The 20,155-nt window shown below is 72.5% G+C and carries 13 protein-coding genes; 7 read left to right on the top strand and 6 right to left on the bottom strand.

Annotated elements, in window-relative coordinates; genetic code table 11:
* Positions 1–20: 20 nt before the first annotated feature.
* From ElP_RS16490 to ElP_RS16460, 7 genes are all read left to right on the top strand, one after another.
* Positions 21–2,210, top strand: coding sequence for a hypothetical protein (locus ElP_RS16490; RefSeq protein WP_145271109.1), 2,190 nt, complete (start codon positions 21–23; stop codon positions 2,208–2,210).
* Between the two features lie 117 nt (positions 2,211–2,327).
* Entirely contained in the window at positions 2,328–3,449 is a 1,122-nt protein-coding gene (locus ElP_RS16485) for an NAD-dependent epimerase/dehydratase family protein (RefSeq protein ID WP_145271107.1), read from the top strand.
* A 61-nt stretch (positions 3,450–3,510) separates the two neighbouring features.
* Positions 3,511–4,845, top strand: coding sequence for a lipopolysaccharide biosynthesis protein RfbH (gene rfbH, locus ElP_RS16480; protein ID WP_145271105.1), 1,335 nt, complete (start codon positions 3,511–3,513; stop codon positions 4,843–4,845).
* A 49-nt stretch (positions 4,846–4,894) separates the two neighbouring features.
* The gene (locus ElP_RS16475; protein WP_145271103.1) at positions 4,895–5,812 is read left to right on the top strand and encodes an NAD-dependent epimerase/dehydratase family protein; all 918 of its coding nucleotides are present in this window, start codon (positions 4,895–4,897) and stop codon (positions 5,810–5,812) included.
* Positions 5,813–5,849: 37 nt separating this feature from the next.
* Entirely contained in the window at positions 5,850–7,577 is a 1,728-nt protein-coding gene (locus ElP_RS16470; RefSeq protein WP_145271101.1) for a thiamine pyrophosphate-binding protein, read from the top strand.
* Positions 7,578–7,654: 77 nt separating this feature from the next.
* The gene (locus tag ElP_RS16465; RefSeq protein WP_197447040.1) at positions 7,655–8,800 is read left to right on the top strand and encodes a glycosyltransferase family 2 protein; all 1,146 of its coding nucleotides are present in this window, start codon (positions 7,655–7,657) and stop codon (positions 8,798–8,800) included.
* Positions 8,801–9,077: 277 nt separating this feature from the next.
* A complete protein-coding gene (locus ElP_RS16460; protein ID WP_145271099.1) occupies positions 9,078–10,913 on the top strand; it encodes a Na+/H+ antiporter NhaC family protein in 1,836 nt (611 codons plus the stop codon).
* A gap of 27 nt (positions 10,914–10,940) precedes the next feature.
* Here the strand turns inward: ElP_RS16460 and ElP_RS16455 are convergent, their stop codons facing one another.
* The 6 genes from ElP_RS16455 to ElP_RS16430 all read right to left on the bottom strand — a co-directional run bounded on the left by ElP_RS16455 (position 10,941) and on the right by ElP_RS16430 (position 19,941).
* Positions 10,941–11,465, bottom strand: coding sequence for a peptide chain release factor family protein (locus ElP_RS16455; protein ID WP_145271097.1), 525 nt, complete (start codon positions 11,463–11,465; stop codon positions 10,941–10,943).
* Positions 11,466–11,718: 253 nt separating this feature from the next.
* Positions 11,719–13,173 carry an ankyrin repeat domain-containing protein gene (locus ElP_RS16450; RefSeq protein WP_145271095.1) on the bottom strand — a complete coding sequence of 485 codons (1,455 nt, stop codon included), beginning with the start codon at positions 13,171–13,173 and terminating at the stop codon, positions 11,719–11,721.
* Between the two features lie 23 nt (positions 13,174–13,196).
* On the bottom strand, positions 13,197–14,546 hold the full coding sequence (locus ElP_RS16445; protein WP_145271094.1) for a DUF1552 domain-containing protein: 1,350 nt from the start codon (positions 14,544–14,546) through the stop codon (positions 13,197–13,199).
* On the bottom strand, positions 14,543–16,924 hold the full coding sequence (locus ElP_RS16440) for a DUF1592 domain-containing protein (protein ID WP_145271092.1): 2,382 nt from the start codon (positions 16,922–16,924) through the stop codon (positions 14,543–14,545). The genes ElP_RS16445 and ElP_RS16440 overlap by 4 nt, the downstream gene beginning before the upstream one ends.
* A 203-nt stretch (positions 16,925–17,127) precedes the next feature.
* Positions 17,128–18,081 carry an alpha/beta hydrolase gene (locus tag ElP_RS16435; protein ID WP_145271090.1) on the bottom strand — a complete coding sequence of 318 codons (954 nt, stop codon included), beginning with the start codon at positions 18,079–18,081 and terminating at the stop codon, positions 17,128–17,130.
* 159 nt (positions 18,082–18,240) lie between these two features.
* The gene (locus ElP_RS16430; RefSeq protein ID WP_145271089.1) at positions 18,241–19,941 is read right to left on the bottom strand and encodes a PQQ-dependent sugar dehydrogenase; all 1,701 of its coding nucleotides are present in this window, start codon (positions 19,939–19,941) and stop codon (positions 18,241–18,243) included.
* Between the last annotated feature and the right edge of the window lie 214 nt (positions 19,942–20,155).

The following is a 20,155-nucleotide window of genomic DNA, read 5'->3' as shown; positions in this document are numbered from 1 at the left end:
CCCCGGCGCGAGCGACCAAGATGACCGCGATGCTCCAACGGGGCCGGGGGCTCCTGGAAGGGCTCTGGCCGGTCGGCCTGTCGGCCCTCCAACTCGTGCTGATCCGCCGATGGGCGGGGCTCGAGGGCGAGCCTTACGAGTGGTGCCAGTACCTCGCGCTGGGGCTGCTGGCCTTCGGGGGGCTCTTGCTGCTGGAATTCGGCCGGCGGCGGGACGTCCGGCTCCTCGGGTCGCCCGGGCCGACCCGGGCGGCCCTCGGGGGCGTCGGGGTCGCGGCCTGCGTGGCCTATGCGGCCGGCCACGCGACGGGCCCGATCCTGGCGATCGCGTCGATCAACGGGCTGATCCTGCTGGCCCTCCGGGCCCGACGCGCGAGGTCGCCCGTCGGGCTGCCCGGGTCGGCCGTCGGGGTGGCGGTGCTCGCCGCCTCCTGGACGCTCGGGGCCCGATGGATCTGGTGGGCGGATCCGGCCGCCTGGGTCGGCGCCTCGGCCCGCGCGCAGGCGGCACTGATCGTCGCGTCGCTCCTCGTCTCGATCAACCTCGCCCGGATCGGCCGACCGGCGGCGGGCGGGCGATGGAAGGCGGCGGGCGTGGTGGGGACGGCCTCGGGGCTGGTGATCCTCGCAATGGCCAGCCTGAGGCTCGACTCGCTGGGGGGCGGCGGGCCGTCCCACCCGATGCGGGACCTGGGGCGGTTCGCCTTCTACCACTGGGGTGCGATCGTCGGACCGGCCGAGCTGGTCCGGCGGGGTGGCTGGCTGCTCTGGGACACGCCGTCGCAGTACGGGTTCCTCAGCACCCTGGCCATCGCCTGGACCCCGGGCGAGAACGTCTGGCGGTCCTTCTACCTGCTCAACGCGACCCTGACGTTCGCCTCGTCGAGCGTCCTGTTCCTGGCGCTCCGGATGTTCCGGACGGGGCCCCTGAACCTGCCGTTCGCCCTGGCGGTGACGCTCGCCGCCGTGTTCATGATCCCCGGCTGGCCGATCCCCGAGTCCCCGGCGGGGCCCCAGGTCGCGCCCGCCGTGGGTGCGTTCCGGTTCGCGTGGTGCTCGGCCCTGATCGCGGTCCTGATCGCGGAATGGAGGGCGGGCACGAGGCCGGCATGGGATCGGGGCATCCCGATCGTCGGATGCGCCTGCTGGCTGCTCGGCGTGCTCTGGTCCTGCGAGAGCGCGGTGTATTGCTCGGTGATCTGGGGCCCGGCCTACCTCGTCATGTGCCGGCGGCGGGCCCTGGCGCGCGTCCCCGAGGCCGGGCGGCCAGGGGCCCGGTTCCGGGCCTGGGCGGCCTGGGCGGCGGTGCCGGTGCTGCTGCTCGGCGCCACGATCGGCCTGATCTCGGCGTACTACGTCGCCCGGCTCGGCCACCCGCCCGACTGGAGGGCCTTCGCCGAGTACGTGCTGGCGATGAGGGCGATCGCGATGCCGGTCGACCCGGGGGGGATCGTCCTGACGCTCCTGCTCGCCTTCGGCCTGTTGTCGGTGATCGTCGCCGCGACGGCCCGGGGGGGAGACCTCGGCGCCCTGGGCCTGGGCCTGGGCGCGTGGGGCCTGCTCTGGTCGGGGGGCAGCTACTTCGTCGGCCGGAGCCACGAGGTCAACGGCAGCAACATCAGCCCGCTGGTGGTGCTCGCGGTGGCGGCCGGGCTGCTGCTGCTCCGTCGCGGTGGCCCGGCGCTGGCCCGGATCGCGCCGATGGTGCGGCTGGCGGCGGCCCCGCTGCTGATCGGCTTGCTGACGGTGGGGTTCGGGGTCGAGGGGGGCCTCGAATCGCAGATCTCGGCGATCCGCCGGGGCTACCGCCGGGGGGTCGAACGGCTGCTGCCCGCGGCCGACGAGGCCCTCGCCGGGCTGCTCGACGAGGCGGGGGTCGCCCCGTCGGAGCCGGTGACGATCGCCTGGGAGGGGCTCTGCGTGATGCCCGCGAGGCGGTCGACCGGGCCCCGGCCGATCGTCGTCCACGAGGCGTGGACCGCCCCGTTCATGCTCTACGTCCTGCTGCCGGAGGATCGGCAACAGGTCTACCTGCGACGGCTCGCCGGGCGACACGCCGAGGGCGGTTGGCTGGTCGTCCAGAAGGATTTCCCGATCGGCCCGCACTGCCGGGAGATGCTTCGCGAGGGCTATCGGGAGACCGCCTCGTTCGAGAACGAGCGATGGCGGGTCGCCCGGCTGGAGGCGGCCGCCCCCCCCCTGCCCCGCTGATCGTCGCCTTCCGCGACCAATCCGGCTTGACCCGGATCGCCGATCGGGGTTTGATTCGGACATCGCCCGACGGCTCGGATGCCGACCGGGCACGGCGAATGCGACACGGAGGTCGGCATGAGCACATTCTGGCAGGATCGATCCGTCCTGGTCACCGGCGCGACCGGCCTCGTGGGCAGCTGGCTGGCCGAGCGGCTGGTCGGGGCCGGGGCCGACGTGGTCTGCCTCGTCCGGGACTGGGTCCCCCAGAGCCGCCTCGTCCAGTCGGGCCTGTCCGACCGGGTCCGGGTCGCGCGGGGGGACATCTGCGACCAGGCCGCCGTCGAGCGGATCCTCGGGGAGCACGAGGTCTCCACGGTCTTCCACCTGGCCGCGCAGACGATCGTCGGCATCGCCAACCGCAACCCCGTCTCCACCTTCGAGGCGAACATCCAGGGGACCTGGGCGACGCTGGAGGCCTGCCGCCGGTCCCCCCGGGTCGAGCAGGTGGTGTTCGCCTCCTCCGACAAGGCCTACGGGGACCAGGACCAGCTGCCCTACGACGAAACGACGCCGTTGCAGGGCAAGCATCCGTACGACGTGAGCAAGTCGTGCGCGGATCTGATCGCCCACACCTACGCCGTGAGCTACAAGCTGCCGGTGGCGATCACCCGCTGCGGCAACTTCTACGGCGGCGGGGACCTGAACTGGAACCGGATCGTGCCGGGCACGATCCGGTCGGTGCTGCGGGGCCAGCGGCCGGTGATCCGATCGGACGGGACGTTCATCCGCGACTACTTCTACGTCGAGGACGGCGCCAACGCCTACATGACCCTCGCCGAGGCGCTGGCCGGGACCCCGGGCCTGGTGGGCGAGGCGTTCAACTTCTCGAACGAGATCCAGGTCACGGTGCTGGACCTGGTCCGCAAGATCCTCGGGCTGATGGGGAGCGACCTGGAGCCCGAGGTCCGCAACGAGGCGTCGAACGAGATCATCCACCAGTACCTCGGGGCGGGGAAGGCCCGCCGGCTGCTCGACTGGTCGCCGCTGTTCACGCTGGACGAGGGCCTGGAGCGGACCGTCGCCTGGTATCGCTCGTTCCTCGGGTCGGAGGCGCCGGCCCGGGGCGACCGCTCCTCCTGGACCCCCATCGCCGGGCTCCGGAGCGACCCGCCCCAGCGGGCCTCGTCGCACGGGCCGCACCAGGCGTCGCAGGAGTCCGGGGTCCCCGGCGCGATCGACCGCGAGGCCCGACGCTGAGATTGACGGGATGATGGACCCTCGCCGGGGCGAGGCCACCAGGAACGGGAGCCGACCGAGCATGTCCGAGCCGACCGCCGACGACCTCAGGGCCGAGATCCTCGACCTCGTCCGGAAGTATCACGCGTCCGCGTTCCCCGAGCGGCCGTTCGAGGCCGGCCGATCGCCCGTGCCCTGCGCCGGCCGGGTCTTCGACGACGAGGACATGGTCCGGCTCGTCGATTCGTCGCTCGACATGTGGCTGACCGCCGGCCGCTACGCCGACCAGTTCGAGCGCGAGTTCGCCCGGAAGATGGGCGTGCGGCACGCGCTGCTCGTGAACTCGGGCTCGTCGGCCAACCTCGTCGCCCTGAGCTGCCTCACGTCTCCGAAGCTGGGGGACCGGCGGCTCAAGCCCGGGGACGAGGTCATCACCGTGGCCGCCGGCTTCCCGACCACGGTGAACCCGATCATCCAGAACGGCCTGGTCCCGGTGTTCGTCGACGTCCACGTGCCGACCTACAACGTCGACGTCTCCCAGCTCGAGCCCGCGCTGTCCGACCGGACCCGGGCGATCATGATCGCCCACACGCTGGGCAACCCGTTCGACCTCGGCGCCGTGACCGACTTCGCCAGGGAGCACGACCTCTGGCTCGTCGAGGATTGCTGCGACGCCGTCGGGGCCACCTTCGGCGGCCAAGGCGTGGGGACCTTCGGCGACCTGGCGACGGTCAGCTTCTACCCGGCCCACCACATGACGATGGGCGAGGGGGGCGCCGTGCTCACCGACCGGCCGCCGCTGAAGAAGCTGGCCGAGTCGTTCCGGGACTGGGGCCGGGACTGCTGGTGCGCCCCGGGGGTGGACAACACCTGCGGGAAGCGGTTCGAGTGGCAGCTCGGCGACCTCCCCCAGGGATACGACCACAAGTACATCTATTCGCACATCGGCTACAACCTGAAGGTGACCGACATGCAGGCGGCGCTGGGGGTCTCCCAGCTGGAGAAGCTCGACGGCTTCGTCGCCGCCCGGCGGCGGAACTTCGACCGGCTCAGGGCCGGCCTCCTGCCGTTCGAGGATTGCTTCGTGCTCCCCGAGGCCACGCCCGGCTCCGAGCCGAGCTGGTTCGGCTTCCCCGTCGCCGTCCGCCCCGACGCCCCGTTCGGGAGGGCCGAGGTGGTCCGGCACCTGAACGACCGGAAGGTCGCCACCCGGCAGATCTTCGCCGGGAACCTGCTCCGCCAGCCGGCGTATCGGGAGGTGGAGCACCGCCGCATCGGCGACCTGTCCAATTCGGACTTCATCATGAATCAGGCCTTCTGGGTGGGCGTCTACCCGGGCCTGACCGACGCGATGATCGACGCGATGATCGACGCGTTCGCCACCTGTCGGCGCGACGTGCGTACGAAGGCGGCGTGAGCGAGGCGACCGAGCGATCCTCGAGGCAATCGAAGGAGTGACCGCCCCGATGCGAGCCCTGGTGACGGGCGCGACCGGATTCGTCGGCTCGCACCTCGTGGAGCACCTGCTGGACCGGGGCCACGCCGTGGCGGTCGTCCGCCGACCGGGCGGCGACCCCCGACTCCTCCGCCCCCTCCTGCACCGGGTCGTCGCCATCGACGGCGACCTGGGCGGGATCGCGGCGAGCCGCGATGCCATCGACGCATTCCGGCCCGACACGACGTTCCACCTCGCCTGGTCGGGGGTCGCCGGGCCGGGGAGGGACGACGCCTCGCAGGTCGAGGGGAACGTGAGCGGGACGCTGGAATTGCTCCGGGTCGCCGCCACGGCCGGGTGCGGGACGTTCGTCGGGCTCGGTTCCCAGGCGGAATTCGGCCCGAGGACGGGGGCGATCGGCGAGGACGCCCCGGCCGACCCGACCACCTGGTACGGCATCGCCAAGGCGTGTACCCACCTGATGGCCCGCCGCCTCGCCGACGACCTGGGCGTGCGGTTCGCCTGGATCCGCCTGTTCTCGGCCTACGGGCCGGGGGACCACGGCGGGGCCCTGATCCCGACGCTGATCCGGTCGTTGCTGGACGGGGGGCGGCCCTCGCTGACCGCCGGGGAGCAGCGCTGGGATTTCCTCTACATCACCGACGCCGCCGAGGCGCTCCGCCTCGTCGCCGAATCGCCGGATGGGGCCGGGCCGTTCAACCTCGGCTCGGGCCGGGTCCACCGGATCGCGGACGTGGCGGCGGCCGTCCGGGACCTGATCGACCCGTCGCTGCCGCTGGGGCTGGGGGAGCGGCCCTACGGCCCCCGGCCGATCATGCACCTCCAGGCCGACGTCGGCCGGCTGCGCGAGGCGGCCGGCTGGGAACCGAGGACGAGCCTCGACGAGGGGCTCCGCAGGACGATCCAGTGGCACCGCCGGGCCGCATGAGCGTCGACCCGAGCGTTCACAAGGAAGACATGATCCGATGAAAGCCTCCGACGCGATCGCCGGCTTCCTCGCCGCCCAGGGGGTCGACCACGTCTTCGAACTGGTCGGCGGGATGATCACGCACCTGGTCGATTCGATCGGCGAGCACGGGCGGACCCGGATCGTCAGCGTCCACCACGAGCAGGCGGCCTCGTTCGCGGCCGATGCCGTCGGCCGCATGACCGGCGTGCCCGGCGTGGCGATGGCGACGAGCGGCCCGGGGGCCACCAACCTGCTGACGGGCATGGGCAGCTGCTACTTCGACTCCTCGCCGGCCGTGTTCATCACCGGCCAGGTCAACCGCAGCGAGCAGCGCGGCACCCGCCAGATCCGCCAACTCGGCTTCCAGGAGACGGACATCGTGGCGATGGCCGCCCCCGTCTCGAAGATGGCGAGGCTGGTCAACGACCCGGACGAACTCATCCCCACGCTCCGGTCCGCCTTCGAGGCCGCCCTCTCCGGCCGGCCCGGCCCGGTGCTGGTCGACATCCCGATGGACGTGCAGCGGGTCGACATCGAGCCCGGGCCGTTCGACCGCGTCCGTCGCGTCGAGGAGCCCCTCGGCGCTGATGCGACGGCGTTCGTAGACGAGCTGATCGACCGGATCGCCTCGGCGGAGCGGCCGCTGGTCCTGGTCGGCGGGGGGGTGCGGGCGGCCGGGGCGATCGGCCCGTTCCGGGAGTTCGTCGAGCGGCTGGGGGTGCCGGTCGTCTCGTCGCTGCTGGGGGTCGATGCCCTGCCCTTCCTGCACCGATGCCGGGTGGGGATGATCGGCAGCTACGGCAACCGCTGGGCCAACCAGGCGCTGGGGAGGTCGGACCTCCTGGTCGTCCTCGGCAGCCGACTGGACGTGCGGCAGACCGGCTCGCAGACGGACTCCTTCCGCGAGGGACGGGAGGTGTACCACGTCGACTGCGAGGCGGGCGAACTGAACAACCGGGTCACCGGCTGCCACGTGCTCCGGGCGCAGCTCGCCCCGTTCCTGTCGCTGGCCGCCGAGGCGGCGAGGGTCCGTCGCCTCCCCGATCGGCCGCACTGGTTGGAGGAGATCACGGCCGCCCGGACCTCGTGGCCGGACACGGCCGAGCTGAAGGGGATCCGGGGGATCAACCCGAACGCGCTGATGCACGCCCTGTCGGCCCGTTCCGGCGCCGCCTCGGCCTTCGTGGCCGACGTGGGGCAGCATCAGATGTGGGCGGCCCAGTCGCTGGAGCTGGGGGCCGACCAGCGCTTCCTCACCTCGGGGGGGATGGGCGCGATGGGCTTCGCCCTGCCCGCGGCCATCGGCGCCGCCTTCGCCGAGGCGGGGAGGCCGGCGGTGATGATCGCCGGGGACGGCGGCTTCCAGCTCAACTTGCAGGAGTTGGAGACGATCCGCCGCAACGACCTGCCGGTCAAGATGGTGATCGTGAACAACCGCTGCCACGGCATGGTCCGCCAGTTCCAGCAGAGCTACTTCGACGAGCGCTACCAGTCGACCTACTGGGGCTACTCGGCCCCCGACTTCGCCGCGGTCGCCGCGGCCTACGGGGTCGCGAGCCGGCGGGTGGAGGACCCCGGCGAGGCGAGGGGGGCGCTGGAGGCCCTCTGGCGCGACCCCCTCGAGCCGTTCCTGCTGGAGGTGATGGTGGACACGTTCGCGAATGCCTATCCCAAGCTCGCCTTCGGGCGGCCGATCACCGAGATGGAGCCGTTCGCCAAGCCGCTCGACATGGAGGGGACCTGATCCGAGCCGCCCGGCGATTCCATCCTTCCCGAAGCGAACCACGCGGCCCCCGGATCGGGGGCCCAGGAGAACCGGTGATGCGAGACGTCCACGACCTCCCCGAGTCGAGCGGCCCAACGCCCCCGAGCCGGGGGATGATCAGCGTCGTCTCGCCGGTCTTCAACGAGGAAGACAACGTCGGCGACTGCCACCGGGCCGTCCGAGAGGTCTTCGAGCGTGACCTGCCCGATTATGACTATGAGCACGTGTTCTGCGACAATTGCTCGACCGACCGCACCGTCGCCCGGCTCCGGGACATCGCCGAGGCCGACCCCCGGGTCCGGGTGATCGTCAACGCCCGGAACTTCGGCCCCTTCCGGTCGACGTTCAACGGCCTGATGGCGACGCGGGGGGACGCCGTGCTCGTGCTGCTCGCCGCGGACCTGCAGGACCCCCCCGAGCTGATCCCGGAGTTCGTCCGGTGCTGGGAGGCCGGGCATGAGGTCGTCTATGGGATCAAGGCCAGGCGGGAGGAGGGGGCGGTCCTCCGGCTCGTGAGGAAGGTCTACTACCGGATGGTGAGCCGGTTCGCCGACATCACCATCCCCACGGACGTGAGCGAGTTCCAGCTCGTGGACCGCGTCATCATCGACGCCCTCCGTCGCTGCGACGACCATTATCCCTACATCCGGGGCCTGATCGCCAACTGCGGCTTCCGGGTGGTCGGCGTGCCCTACACCTGGAGGGCACGCCGCAAGGGGTTCTCCAAGAACCGGCTCTACCACCTGATCGACCAGGGGCTCAACGGCCTGATCTCGTTCACGAACGTGCCGATGCGCCTTTGCATGTTCGTGGGACTGCTCGCGTCGGGGTTCAGCCTGCTGGCGGCGCTGGCGACCCTCATCATCCACCTGGCGAGGTTCCGGGAGGTGGCGCCCCCGGGGATCCCCACGCTGATCGTCGCCGTCTTCTTCTTCTCGGGGTTGCAGCTGTTCTTCTTCGGGGTGCTCGGGGAATACATCGCTTCGATCCACTTCCAGGTGCGCAAGCGTCCCCTCGTGATCGAACGCGAGCGGATCAACTTCGGGCACGGGCAGCACGGGCCGATCGAGGCCCGTCGGCCGACGACCGAGGTCCGCCGATCGGACGCCGAGCCGCAGGTCGGGGCCCCTCACTCGGGGTCCGGGCGTCGGGAAACCTCGGCCGTCGGGAGGCGATCGTCCGGGGCCGCGGATCGGGTCTGATCGGCCCTCCGTGCCCTGACCTCGTGGTGCTTCGGCCAATGCATCGGCCACGACGGTCCCCGGCGTCGGGCCCGAGGGGGCTGGCGGGCCGGTTGCCCTCCCGAGTCGCATGCCTGTAGGATGGGCTCGCCACGCCCCGCCGGCCCGATTCCTCGGCCGCGAGGGGGCTCCCCCGTCCTGCCCGGGCCGAATCGACCCGAAGGGGTCGGCCGCGACGGGCAGGGCCCCCGACGCCATTCGACCCAATCCTCCCCCGTCCGGGATCCTCTCGACGCCGATGCACACCCCGACACCGATCGATCCCGCTCGTCGGGCAGGTCCCGCCTCCCGGCTCCTCGCCCCGGCCTTCTGCCTGACGGTCCTGCTCCTCGCCGCCCCCGAGGCCGAGGCCCGGCAGGCCCCCGACGTGGTCGGCCGTCGGCTCGATCGGTTCTTCGAGGCGCTCGACCGGGATGACGACGGCCTGGTCGCCGTCGAGGCCGACGCGGTCCCCGAAGCGGCCTGGGACCGGATCGCCGCCGGCGGGGTCGACGTGGGGGACGGATCAGTCGACCGGGATGCGTTCGGCGAGGCGCTGGGCGATCGGGTCCGGTGGTTCGGGCCCGCCTCGCTGATCCCGGCGGTCGTGGCGCTGGGGCTCGCGTTCTGGACCCGGGACGTGCTGCTGTCGCTGTTCGCGGGGATCGTCAGCGGGGCGGTGGTGAAGTTCGCGCAGGCGAAACTCGCCACGGGGCTCTGGGTGCCGAAGGAGCTGGACTTCATCGGCGACTTCTTCCTCAGGGCGCTGGGGACGGAGTCGTATGCGACGATCCTGCTGGTCTACCTCTGGTTCCTCGGCGGGATCCTCGGGGTCTGGGGGAAGACGGGGGCGGCGAAGCACTTCGCCGAGGTGGTGGGATCGAAGGTGGTCCGGGGGCCGAACACGGCGAGGTTCTTCGCCTGGCTCGTCGGCATGGTCTTCCACCAGGGGGGGACGGTGAGCACGGTGCTGGCCGGCTCGACCGTCCGGCCGGTGAGCGACCGCAACCGGATCAGCCACGAGGAGCTGTCCTACCTCGTCGACTCCACCGCCTCCCCCGCGGCGACCGTGCTGCCGTTCAACGCCTGGCCCGCCTACGTCGGCGGCCTGGCGGCCGGGGCGACGGCGGCCGGGATCGGCAATTACGTGCTCGTCCCGGACATCGACGCCGGGATCTCCTGGTTCTTCCGGTCGGTCCCGTTCAACTTCTACGGCATCCTGGCGGTGGCCTCGACGTTCCTGTTCAGCTTCGGCCTGCTGCCCTGGTACGGCGGGAAGATGAAGCGGGCGATCGACCGGGCGCGGGAAACCGGCCAGTTGGACGCCCACGGGGCCCGGCCGCTGGTCGACCTGGAGGCGATGGAGGGGACGCCGGAGCCGGGGTATCCGGTCGGCCTGGTCGACTTCCTCGTGCCGCTGGGGCTGCTGCTCAGCCTGGCGATCGTGCCGCTGGCGTTCTTCCAGGCGAACATGATCAATCACGCGTTCCTGGCCAGCACCGCGGCGGCGATCCTGATCGCGGTGCTCAAGGGGATGCCGGTCAAGTCGGCGATGGACGGGTTCCTCGACGGCTGCAAGAGCATGACCGTCGGCGCCATCATCCTCGGGCTGGCGGTGACGCTGGGCCAGGTGTCGAAGGATCTGGACACGGCCGGGTTCGTCGTCTCGATCTTCGGCGACCGGCTTCCCGCGGCACTCCTGCCGGCGATCCTGATGCTCAGTTGCATGATCATCGCCTTCTCGATCGGCTCCTCCTGGGGCACCTACGCGGTGATCTTCCCCATCGCCGTGCCGCTGGCGCTGAGCCTCGCCGCCACGCGGCTGGGGATCGACCCGACGACGATCGACCAGGTGGCGGCCGAGGGGGGGGCGTCGTGGTCGTCGATCCTCTTCTTCGTGCAGGTCTGCTTCGGGGCCGTGATCGGCGGGGCGGTCTTCGGCGACCAGTGCTCGCCGATCTCCGACACCACGGTCCTCTCCAGCATGTTCACCGGCTGCGACCTGATGGACCACGTGACGACCCAGGCGCCGATCTCCCTGGTCGTCGCCGGCCTCGGGGCCCTGATCTCGACGGCACTGGTTCTGATATTCTGAATCGACGCCCCGGCGGGGCAGGCCGGATCAGAGCAGCGGCCGGAGCCCCAGCTCGTCCCGTCGGTCGTTGACCCGCTTCAAGGCCCGGGGCTCCAGCTTCAGGAGCTTGACCAGCTGGGAGGCCGAGCAGCCGAGCCGGTCGGCCGCGCGCTTCACGTCGGCGTCGGCGTCCTGCAGCTCGTCGAGCGCCTCGGCCAGCAGGGCGGGGAAGTCGTCGTGCCGGGGGCTGACGAGGATGCGTCCGCCCTTGAGCCTCGACCGCCAGAGCGGGCTCGGCCCCGACTCGCGGTCGGTCGGCCGGCGGATCTCCAGTGCCAGGTTCACCCGCAGCCGCATCAGGGCGACGGCGCGGTTCTCGCCCTGGGATCGCCGCTCATTGGCCTCGGCCGACAGCCCGGTCGGGCGGTGGGTGAGGATGGCCGCCGTCTCCACCTTGTTGCGGTTCTGCCCCCCCGGCCCCGACCGTCGGGAGAATCGGACCTCGCACCGGGCCAGCAGCCGGTCGGGCGGTTCGGCGGCGGGATGGGGGGGATCCGGGGTCGTTCCGCTCATGCACCGATCACCTCGACGGGGACCTGCCTCGGGGGATTGCGTTCGGGCTCGCCGTGGGAGATCCGCCCCCGGGGCCCGGGTCCGGGCGTCCCGATGGCGACGGCCGCCAAACTCTCCGGCTCCCTCAAGGGGATCGGGCGGGGGGCGGCGGGCGCCGGCGTGGGGGGCGGGGGGCGGTGGTGTCCTCACCGGCGAGGGGTCGTCGCGCGACGGGCCCGACCGGCCGGGGATGGGCCCGACCCGGTGAGGTCGATCAGGGCGATGGCCGATCGACCTCGCCGGCCATCACCCGATGCAGGGCGGCCACGGTCTCGGGAGACGGCTTGAAGTTGCCGGGCCGGTGCCCCTCGGCGATCGAGAGGGGCGTCCACCCGTGTTGATTCTCCCGGTCCCAGACTGCCTGGTCGGCCCCCCGGGCCGCGAGCAGCTCGACCACCCGGGGGAGGTTCTTGTAGGCGGCGCCATGCATGGCGGTCTCGCCCCGGGCGTCGACCGCGTTGACGTCGTTGCCCAGCTCCAGGGCGAGTTCGACGGCGGCCATCGCCTCGGCCTCGGTGCCGGCCACCTCCCCGGGGGCGAGGCATCCGAGGCCGGCGGCGGCCATCAGCGGGGTGCTGCCTTCCGCGTTCGGCAGCGTCGGGTCGGCCCCCAGCCGGACGAGCAGCCGCATCAGGGGGACGTCCGCCGTCATGGAGGCCAGGAGGAAGGGGGTCGCCCCCTTGCGGCCGAGGACGCCCCTCCCCGACGCCCCGCGTTCGAGCCGGGCGTTCACGTCCGCCCCGTGGGAGACCAGGTCCTCGACGAGCCGGAGGCTGGTCAGGCCGCCGGAGCCGATCGGGGCGGGGTTGCCGTCCTCGTCGTCGCCGAGGTTCGGCTTGCGGACCCAGCTCAACGCGTGCAGGGGGGTGAAGCCGGATCGCATGTCGTTCGGATCCGCCCCGAGGTCGAGCAGGACGGCGGCCAGCTCGAAATGGCCGTTCTCGACGGCCATCATCAGCGGCGCGTAGCCCCGGGCGGGCGACCGGCCGGATCGGTCCGGCCGCATCGCCCGGTTCACGTCGACCCCGGCCTCGATCAGCAGGCGGGCGACCCCGATCCTGCCCTCCCGGGCGGCGAAGAGCAGCGGGGTGAAGCCCGAGGGGAGCCGGGCATCGGCGTCGGCCCCGGCGTCGAGCAGCAGGCGGGCGACCCCCGCATGCCCCTCGGCGGACGCCCACATCAGGGCCGTCTGACCCCGTCGCTCGGTGGCGTCGACGGCCGCCCCCCGGTCGAGCAGCGCCCGCACCGGGCCGGGCCTGCCGGTCCGGGAGGCGGTCATCAGGGCGGTCTCCCCGCCTTCGAGGGTGGCGTCCGGGTCGGCCCCGGCGTCGAGCAGCAGTTCGACGAGCGGGCCATTGCCGTTGGTGCAGGCCAGCGAGAGCGGGGTGACGCCGTATCGGTTGGCGAGCCGGACGTCGGCCCCGGCCTCCACCAGCAGCGTCGCCGCCCCGAGGTCGTCGTGGTAGGCCGCCCAGTGCAGCGCGGTCATGCCGTCGACCTGGGGGGCGTTCACGTCGACTCGATCGTCGAGCAGGGAGGCGACCCGGCCCCAGTCCGCCCGTTCCGCCGCGGCGGCCAGCGGGGTATCGGCGGCCGACGCCCCGGGGATCGGGAAGATCAGGGCGAGCGTCGCCCCGACGGCGACGACGACGAACGGATTCCGGACCATCGTGATCGCCTCCCGGTCGGGCCTTAAATCGAGAGCGGCTCGGACAGCTCGTCGACCATGCCCCGGCTGTCGGCGAAGGAGTCGAGGCGGACGCCGACCTTGTCCAGCAGGGTCAGGTGGAGGTTGGCCAGCGGGGTCGGCTCGGCGTACCGGATGTGCCGGTTGCCCCCCATCTTGCCGGCGGCGCCCCCGGCCACGAGGATCGGCAGGTTGGCGTGATCGTGCACGTTCGGGTTGCCCATGCCGCTGCCGTAGAGGTAGAGGCTGTGGTCCAGCAGCGAGCCGTCCCCCTCGGGCGTGGCCGCGAGCCGGGCGAGGAACTCGGCGAACAACGACACGTGGAATTGATTGATCTTCGCCACCTTGGCGATCTTCTCCGGGTCGTTGCCGTGGTGGGTGAGCGGGTGGTGCGGGTCGGGCACGCCGATCTCGGGGTAGGTCCGGTTGCTCGTCTCCCGGGCGAGCTGGAAGGTGATGACCCGGGTCACGTCCCCCTGGAGTGCCAGGGCCTGGAGGTCGAACATCAGCCGGGCGTGCTCGGCGTAGGAGGCGGGGACGCCGTCGGGGCGGTCGAGGTCGGGCAGGGTGTCGTCCTTCGAGTCGATCTCGGCCTTCTGGATGCGACGCTCGACCTCCCGGACGCTGTCGAGGTAGCGGTCGACCCGGGCGCGGTCCTCGGGGCCGAGCGTCGACCGGAGCCGGGTAATCTCCCCGGTGACGGAGTCGAGCAGGCTGGCCCGCTTCTTCAGCGCGGCCCGGCGGTCCTCGGCGCTGCCGCCCTCGCCGAAGAGGCGTTCGAAGACGATCCGGGGGTGGGCCTCGGCCGGCAGCGGGGTGGTGGGGGACGACCAGGAGAGGCTGTTCTGGTAGACGCAGGCGTATCCGTTGTCGCACTGGCCGACGGTCGCCAGCAGGTCCATCGACAGCTCCAGCGACGGCAGCCGCGTCTGCTGGCCGATCTGCCGGGCGGCGACCTGGTCGACGGTCGTGGCCAGCTCGTAGTCGGTGCTCTCGGTCCGCTTGGCGCGGGCGGCGCTGAGGAAGGAGGCGTTGGAGGTGGCGTGCGTGCCGGGGTAGGCGTTCCTCAGTTCCAGGTTCGAGATCGCCGAGACGTGGTCCCGGACCGGGGCCAGCGGTTCCAGGGTCGGCGAGAGCGTGTCGAGCGTCGTCGAGCCGGGCGGGGTCCAGCGGGAGAGGTCGCAGCCCATCGGCATGTAGACGAATCCCAGGCGGCGGAGGCGCTCCGGGGCGGCGGCCGAGGCGGCCTGGGACGACATGGCGGGGACCATCGCGTCCAGCAGGGGCAGGGCCATCGCCGTCCCCAGGCCGCGGAGGAACGTCCGACGCGGCAGGGCCTTCTTCGAGACGATCATTCGGCTCTCCTCATCAGGAACGGCGTGCTGGTCGCGATCCCCTCGATCAACGACGAGAATCGGTAATCGGTCGCCCGGGCGTCGTGGACGACCCGGCGGACGGCCGGGGCGTCGGCGGGCTCGACCCCCCGGCCCAGCGCGAAGGTCAGCAGCTTTTCCGTCAGCGTGGCGACGAATAGCTCAGGGCGCCTCACCAGTGCGCGTTCGAGGCCGTCGACCCCCTCGAACTCGCTGCCGTCGGGAAGTCCCCCGGCGGAGTCGACGGGACGGCCCTCCTCCAGATCTCGCCATCGGCCGACGGCGTCGAAATTCTCCAGCGCGAATCCGGGGGGATCCATCAGCTGGTGGCAGCTCATGCAGGCGTCGTCGGCCCGATGCTGGGCCAGGCGTTCCCGGACCGAGAGGGAGGCGGAGACCGTGTTGTCCTCCAGCGTCGGCACGTCCGGCGGCGGGGGGGGAGGGGGCGTGCCGAGGATGTTCTCCAGGATCCACTTGCCCCGGATCACCGGCGAGGTCCGGGTCGCGTACGAGGTGACGGTCAGGACGCTGCCGTGCCGGAGCAGCCCGCCCCGCTCGGCGTCCTCGCCCAGCTCGACGCGGCGGAACCGGCTGCCGTAGACGTGCGGGATGCCGTAGTGCCTGGCCAGCCGCTCGTTCAGATAGGTGTGGTCCGACTCCAGCAGGTCGAGCACGCTGCGGTCCTCGCGGAGTACCTCCTCGAAGAGCAGCTCCGTCTCGCGCCGGAAGGCCTGGCGGAGGTTGTCGTCGAAGTCGGGGAAGAGGCGGAGGTCGGGGGTGATCGACTCCAGGTTGCGGAGGTGGAGCCACTGCCCGGCGAAGTTCTCGACGAGGCTCGACGATTTCGGGTCGGCCAGCATGCGGCGGACCTGCGCCCGGATGACCTCGGGCCGGTGCAGCTCCCCGCGATCGGCCAGGTCGAGCAGCTCGTCGTCGGGGATGCTGCTCCAGAGGAAGAACGAGAGGCGGGAGGCGAGCGCGACGTCCGGCACCCGGTAGGCCGACCCCGGCTCGACGCCGGGCGGGTCCGTCTCGATCCGGAAGAGGAAGTGCGGGCTGACGAGGATGGCGCTCAATGCCAGCTCGATCCCCGACTCGAAGTCCCCCTCGGCCCGGGCCTGGCGGAACAGGGCCATCGGCGTCTCGAGGTCCTCGGCGGTGACGGGACGGCGGTAGGCCCGTCTCATGATCGAGGAGAGGATGGCCCGGGCGCAGGGCTCCTCGTCGTCCGGCCCCCCGGGCTCGCGCGAGAGGATCCGGCGGCGACTGGGGGAGTCGCCGGGCGTCTCGGAGTCGTACGGCCCGGTGATGGTGACCTGATAGAGCGCCGGCGAGAGCCTGGGGTGCCGGTGCATGTTGTAGTGGGCCTGGTACGGCTGCCGCTTGGTCTCCGGCAGCGACCACGGGTCCTTCACGAACGTCACGCCGAGCTGATGGGGCCCGGCCGAGACCCGGACCCGGGCCGCCAGGTGGGCGTCGGCCGTGGCGTGGTCGGACTCGGACTCGGGGGGCGAGACGGTGAAGGACGCCCGGCGATCCCGGTCGAGGAGAATCTCCACCTCGTGGGGTTCTCGGAGGCCCTCGACGTGCTCGTTGCGGTCCCGGGCCAGGCGGAGCCGGATCTCGTAGTCGCCGTCGACGGGGAAGGTGTAGGGGATCAGGGCGCCCCCCCTCGTGCCGATCGGCAGGCCCTCGACGTGGCGCTCCTGGGTCAGGTCCGGCCGGAGCCGGATCGTGTCGCCGCCGGGTGAGCGGCCCGTCCTCCCCAGGGCGAGGCGGCTGATCTCCTGGGATGCGGTGATGTAGCGATCGAGCAAGGTCGGGGAGAGGTCGCCGACGGTCACGTTGTCGAAGCCGAGGGCGGACTCGTCCTTCGGCAGCATCGCCCCCGTGTCGACGTCGAGCGCGAGCAGGTCCCGGATCGCGTTCCGGTACTCGGCCCGGTTGAGCCGGCGGAAGGTGCCGGTGCGGCCCGGGTCGGGATGCTCGGCGGCCAGGCGGTCGAGGGCCTCGGAGAGCAGGGAGACGACCTCGTCATAGGTCTTCCCCGAGGGCCCGACCTCGCCCGCCGGGGGCATCTGCCGGGCCCGGAGCTTCTTGACGACCCGCTCCCAGGCGTCCGGGTCGCGGGCCAGATCCTCCCGGCAAAGCTCGTCGAGCGCCAGCCCCGCGATTCGGTCCTCGGCGTTGTGGCAGGCAGTGCAGTGGAGTTCCGAGAATCGGGCGAGCCGCTCGAGGACCTCTCGTCCCGCCGGGGGCCCGGGGTCGGCCTCGCCCGGGCGTTCGCCGGGGTGTCCGAGGCCGGCGGCCACGAGGACGATCGACGCCCCGAAATATCCAAGCGTTCCCCGTCGCGTCATGGGGACATCCTCCGGCGGCTTCGGTCGGATCGAGGGGCGGGCGCGATGGGGACGGGAGGGGGGTCGCGGTCGGACCAACCCGGGCCCGGGCGGACCCCCCTCGGCACGACGATCGGGGCGATCCGGACATGGCCTGATCTCGATCCTAACGACCCCGGCGCCGGATTTCACGGGAAATTGGCCCGCAACCGCCGCGTCCCGCCTTACTTGGCGGCGGCGGCGGTGCCGCCGAGCGGCGGGGCGTCCAGGGCGGTCCTCAGGGCGGCGGCGGCCTCGTCGAGGGCCCGGGCGCCGTCGGGGATGATGTGGCCGAGGTGGAAGAAGCCGTGGATCTGGCCGTCGAAGCGGCGGAGGGTGGTCGGCACGCCGCCCGACCGGAGGCGACGGGCCAGCTCCTCCACCTCGTCCCGGAGCGGGTCGTACTCGGCGGAGAGGACGAAGGCCGGGGGCAGGCCGGCGAGGTCGGCCCGGAGGGGGGAGGCGAGGGGGTGCTCGCCGTCCTCGGGGCGGGCGAGGTACTGCCGCCAGTAGTACCTCATCGCCTCGGCGGTCAGGCCGAAGCCGGTGCCGCACTCGGCGTAGGAGGCGGAGGAGCAGGAGGCGTCGACCACGGGGTAGATCAGGAGCTGGAAGGCGGGCATCGGCTCGCCGAGTTCCCTCGCCTTGAGGCAGGAGACCAGGGCGAGGTTCCCCCCGGCGCTGTCGCCGCCGACGGCGACCCGTCCCGGGTCGACGCCGATCGACCCGGCCTCGGATCGGAGCCAGCGGTACGCCTCGTAGGCGTCGTCCGCGGCGGCCGGGAACGTGTGCTCGGGGGAGAGGCGGTAGTCGACCGAGGCGACCACGCAGCCCGAGGCGTTGGCCAGCGTTCGGCAGGAGTGGTCGACCGTCTCGACGTTCCCGACCACCCAGCCGCCGCCGTGCGAGAAGACGAGCAGGGGCCGGGGAGGGCCCCCGGCCTCGGGCCAGTAGAGGCGGATCGGGACACCGCCGGGGGTGGTGCGGTCCTCGACCCGGGCGACCTCGGCCCGGGGCGTCTCGGCCGTCCGGGCGGCCGTGGCCGCCCGGGCTTCGGCGACGGGCATCGCGTCGAAGCCCTTGAAGCCGGTCATCGCCTGGAGGTCGAGCAGGGCCCGGGCGTGTCGGTCGAGGGGCATGGCAGGCTCCGGGGCGATCGGGGGCGGTGTGCGATGTCAGATGCGAGCTCCAGGATCCCGGAGCGAGCGGCCGAAGGCCAGAGCACTTGGGCCACGATCCCGGGGGGCGGGGAGCCGATCGTGTCGATCTCGGGGGCGTCGGGGGGCGGGGCGAATCGGTCAGCGGCCGACATCGGGCCGGGGAGGCGGGCTTGGACCGACGTACCGGATCCGGTGCAGCGAGCCGGTGCCGGGCTCGAATTTCGAGTCCCGGACCCAGGCATCCCGCAGCAGGACGTAGAGCGAGCCGTCGGGCGAGAAGGCGAGATCCACCGGCCTCGCCAGGCCGAGGGCGAAGGTGCGGGCGGGGACCGGGCGCCTCGGGTCGTCGGGGTCGAGCGCCCGGATCCAGCCCTTGACGAAATCCATGAAGAAATACTTGCCCCGGTACTCCGCGGGGAAGCCGCCGGGGACGGGGGAGGCCGGGCAGAAGGCCCCCCCGCAGATGGAGGCGGTGGGGTACCAGTGGATCGGCCCGGCGATCTCCGGGCGGTCGGTCGGCCCGTGCTCGATGACCGGCCAGCCGTAGTCGGCGCCGGGGCGGCCGACGTTGATCTCCTCGGCCTCGCCTCCCACGTCGTTGAGCAGCATCAGGCCCGTCTCGGGTTGGAAGGCGAAGGTGAAGACGTTGCGGCAGCCGATCGCCCAGATGGCCCGGTACTTCCCCTCGGTCCGGTCGAGGAAGGGGTTGTCGGCCGGGATGGAGCCGTCGGGGTCCAGGCGGAGGATCTTGCCGAGCAGCGAGTCGAGCCGCTGGGCCGGGGACTCGGCGGTCTGCTCGCCGAGGGCGACGTAGAGCATTCCGTCGGGGCCGAAGTGGATCGCACCGCCCTGGTGCCCGGCGGGCACCTTGCCGCCGAGCGTCCGCTGGTCGTCCCCCTCGAACAGGACGACGGCGCTGCCGGGGGCGGCCCGATCCCCCTCGGCGGTGAACCGGGTGACCTGGTGGTGCGGGTAGGGGGACGCGGCGACCGAGACGGTGTAGACGAAGCCGTTGCGGTCGAAGTCCGGGTCGACGGCCACGCCGATCAGGCCCCGCTCCCAGTGGTCGTCGACCTCCAGTGTGGCGAAGGGCTCGGGCAGCAGCGCGCCGTCCTTGACGACCCGGAGGCGGCCGACCTGCTCGCAGACGAACACGCGGCCGTCCGGCGCGACGGCCAGCGCGGTGACCCCGGTGAGCCCCTCGGCGAACGTCTCCCTCACGAAGCCGGGGGGCAAGGAGGCGGGCCCCTTGATGCCGCCGCCGGGGGTCGGCTGCTCGGAGGTCCGCAGGGTGCCGAGGTAGGAGATCAGGCCGGCGAACTCCTCCGGGGAGAGGGAGGCGGCCAGGTCGTCGGGCATCTGGGAGAGGTCGGAATCGGAACGCTGCTCGACCTGGTCGGCCGGGACGGTCGTCACCCGGGCCTCCGAGTCCACGATCACGAGCGAGCCGTCCTCCCCGGCGCGGACGAGGCCGGAGAGCACCCGGCCGTCGGCGGTGGCGACGAGGGAGGCGCGGTAGCCCTCGACGATCTGCCGGGAGGGCTCCAGGACCGACTCGACCAGGTAGGGCCGATCGAGCTTGGCCCCCACGTCGGAGAGGTCGGGGCCGACCTCGCCCCCCTCTCCCCCGGCCTTGTGGCATCGGGAACAGGCGGCCCGCGACTCGTCGAAGAACAGGGAGCGGCCGAGGGCGGGATCCCCCTCGTGCCCCAGGGCGAACCGGGAGAGGGCCTCGGCATCGGGGGCCGAGGCGGGCCCGTCGGCCGCCGGGACGAGGGCCTGGGCGAGGACGAGGGCAGCGACGAGGGCGATCGCCGGCGAGATCGGGGAGGGGTGCATCGGTCCGGGCCTCGACGACGGGCCTTGGGGGTGGGCCGGCGGGGCGTCCGAGGGGGGGGCGGCCGGCGATCGGGTCCCGGGCCCGGCGATGGCCAGCCTAACACGAGGGCCGGGCCCCGGGAACCGGGCGAATTCGCCGGGCCGGGGAGAAATCGAGGGGAGTGGTGGACGCCGGGTCGGCGGGTGGTTGGCAGCGCCCGATCGAGGCGTTACT

It is taken from the genome of Tautonia plasticadhaerens (genome assembly GCF_007752535.1).
Taxonomy (GTDB): Bacteria; Planctomycetota; Planctomycetia; order Isosphaerales; family Isosphaeraceae; genus Tautonia; species Tautonia plasticadhaerens.
The sequence above is the reverse complement of the archived record's forward strand: the minus strand, read 5'-3'. Positions and strand labels throughout refer to the sequence as shown.

Coding starts and splice junctions, on each gene's coding strand:
- ElP_RS16450 (WP_145271095.1), bottom strand. CDS start 13,173: ATGGTCCGGAATCCGTTCGTCGTCGTCGCCGTCGGGGCGACGCTCGCC.
- ElP_RS16485 (WP_145271107.1), top strand. CDS start 2,328: ATGAGCACATTCTGGCAGGATCGATCCGTCCTGGTCACCGGCGCGACC.
- ElP_RS16470 (WP_145271101.1), top strand. CDS start 5,850: ATGAAAGCCTCCGACGCGATCGCCGGCTTCCTCGCCGCCCAGGGGGTC.
- ElP_RS16475 (WP_145271103.1), top strand. CDS start 4,895: ATGCGAGCCCTGGTGACGGGCGCGACCGGATTCGTCGGCTCGCACCTC.
- ElP_RS16465 (WP_197447040.1), top strand. CDS start 7,655: ATGCGAGACGTCCACGACCTCCCCGAGTCGAGCGGCCCAACGCCCCCG.
- ElP_RS16490 (WP_145271109.1), top strand. CDS start 21: ATGACCGCGATGCTCCAACGGGGCCGGGGGCTCCTGGAAGGGCTCTGG.
- ElP_RS16435 (WP_145271090.1), bottom strand. CDS start 18,081: ATGCCCCTCGACCGACACGCCCGGGCCCTGCTCGACCTCCAGGCGATG.
- ElP_RS16430 (WP_145271089.1), bottom strand. CDS start 19,941: ATGCACCCCTCCCCGATCTCGCCGGCGATCGCCCTCGTCGCTGCCCTC.
- rfbH (WP_145271105.1), top strand. CDS start 3,511: ATGTCCGAGCCGACCGCCGACGACCTCAGGGCCGAGATCCTCGACCTC.
- ElP_RS16440 (WP_145271092.1), bottom strand. CDS start 16,924: ATGACGCGACGGGGAACGCTTGGATATTTCGGGGCGTCGATCGTCCTC.
- ElP_RS16455 (WP_145271097.1), bottom strand. CDS start 11,465: ATGAGCGGAACGACCCCGGATCCCCCCCATCCCGCCGCCGAACCGCCC.
- ElP_RS16460 (WP_145271099.1), top strand. CDS start 9,078: ATGCACACCCCGACACCGATCGATCCCGCTCGTCGGGCAGGTCCCGCC.
- ElP_RS16445 (WP_145271094.1), bottom strand. CDS start 14,546: ATGATCGTCTCGAAGAAGGCCCTGCCGCGTCGGACGTTCCTCCGCGGC.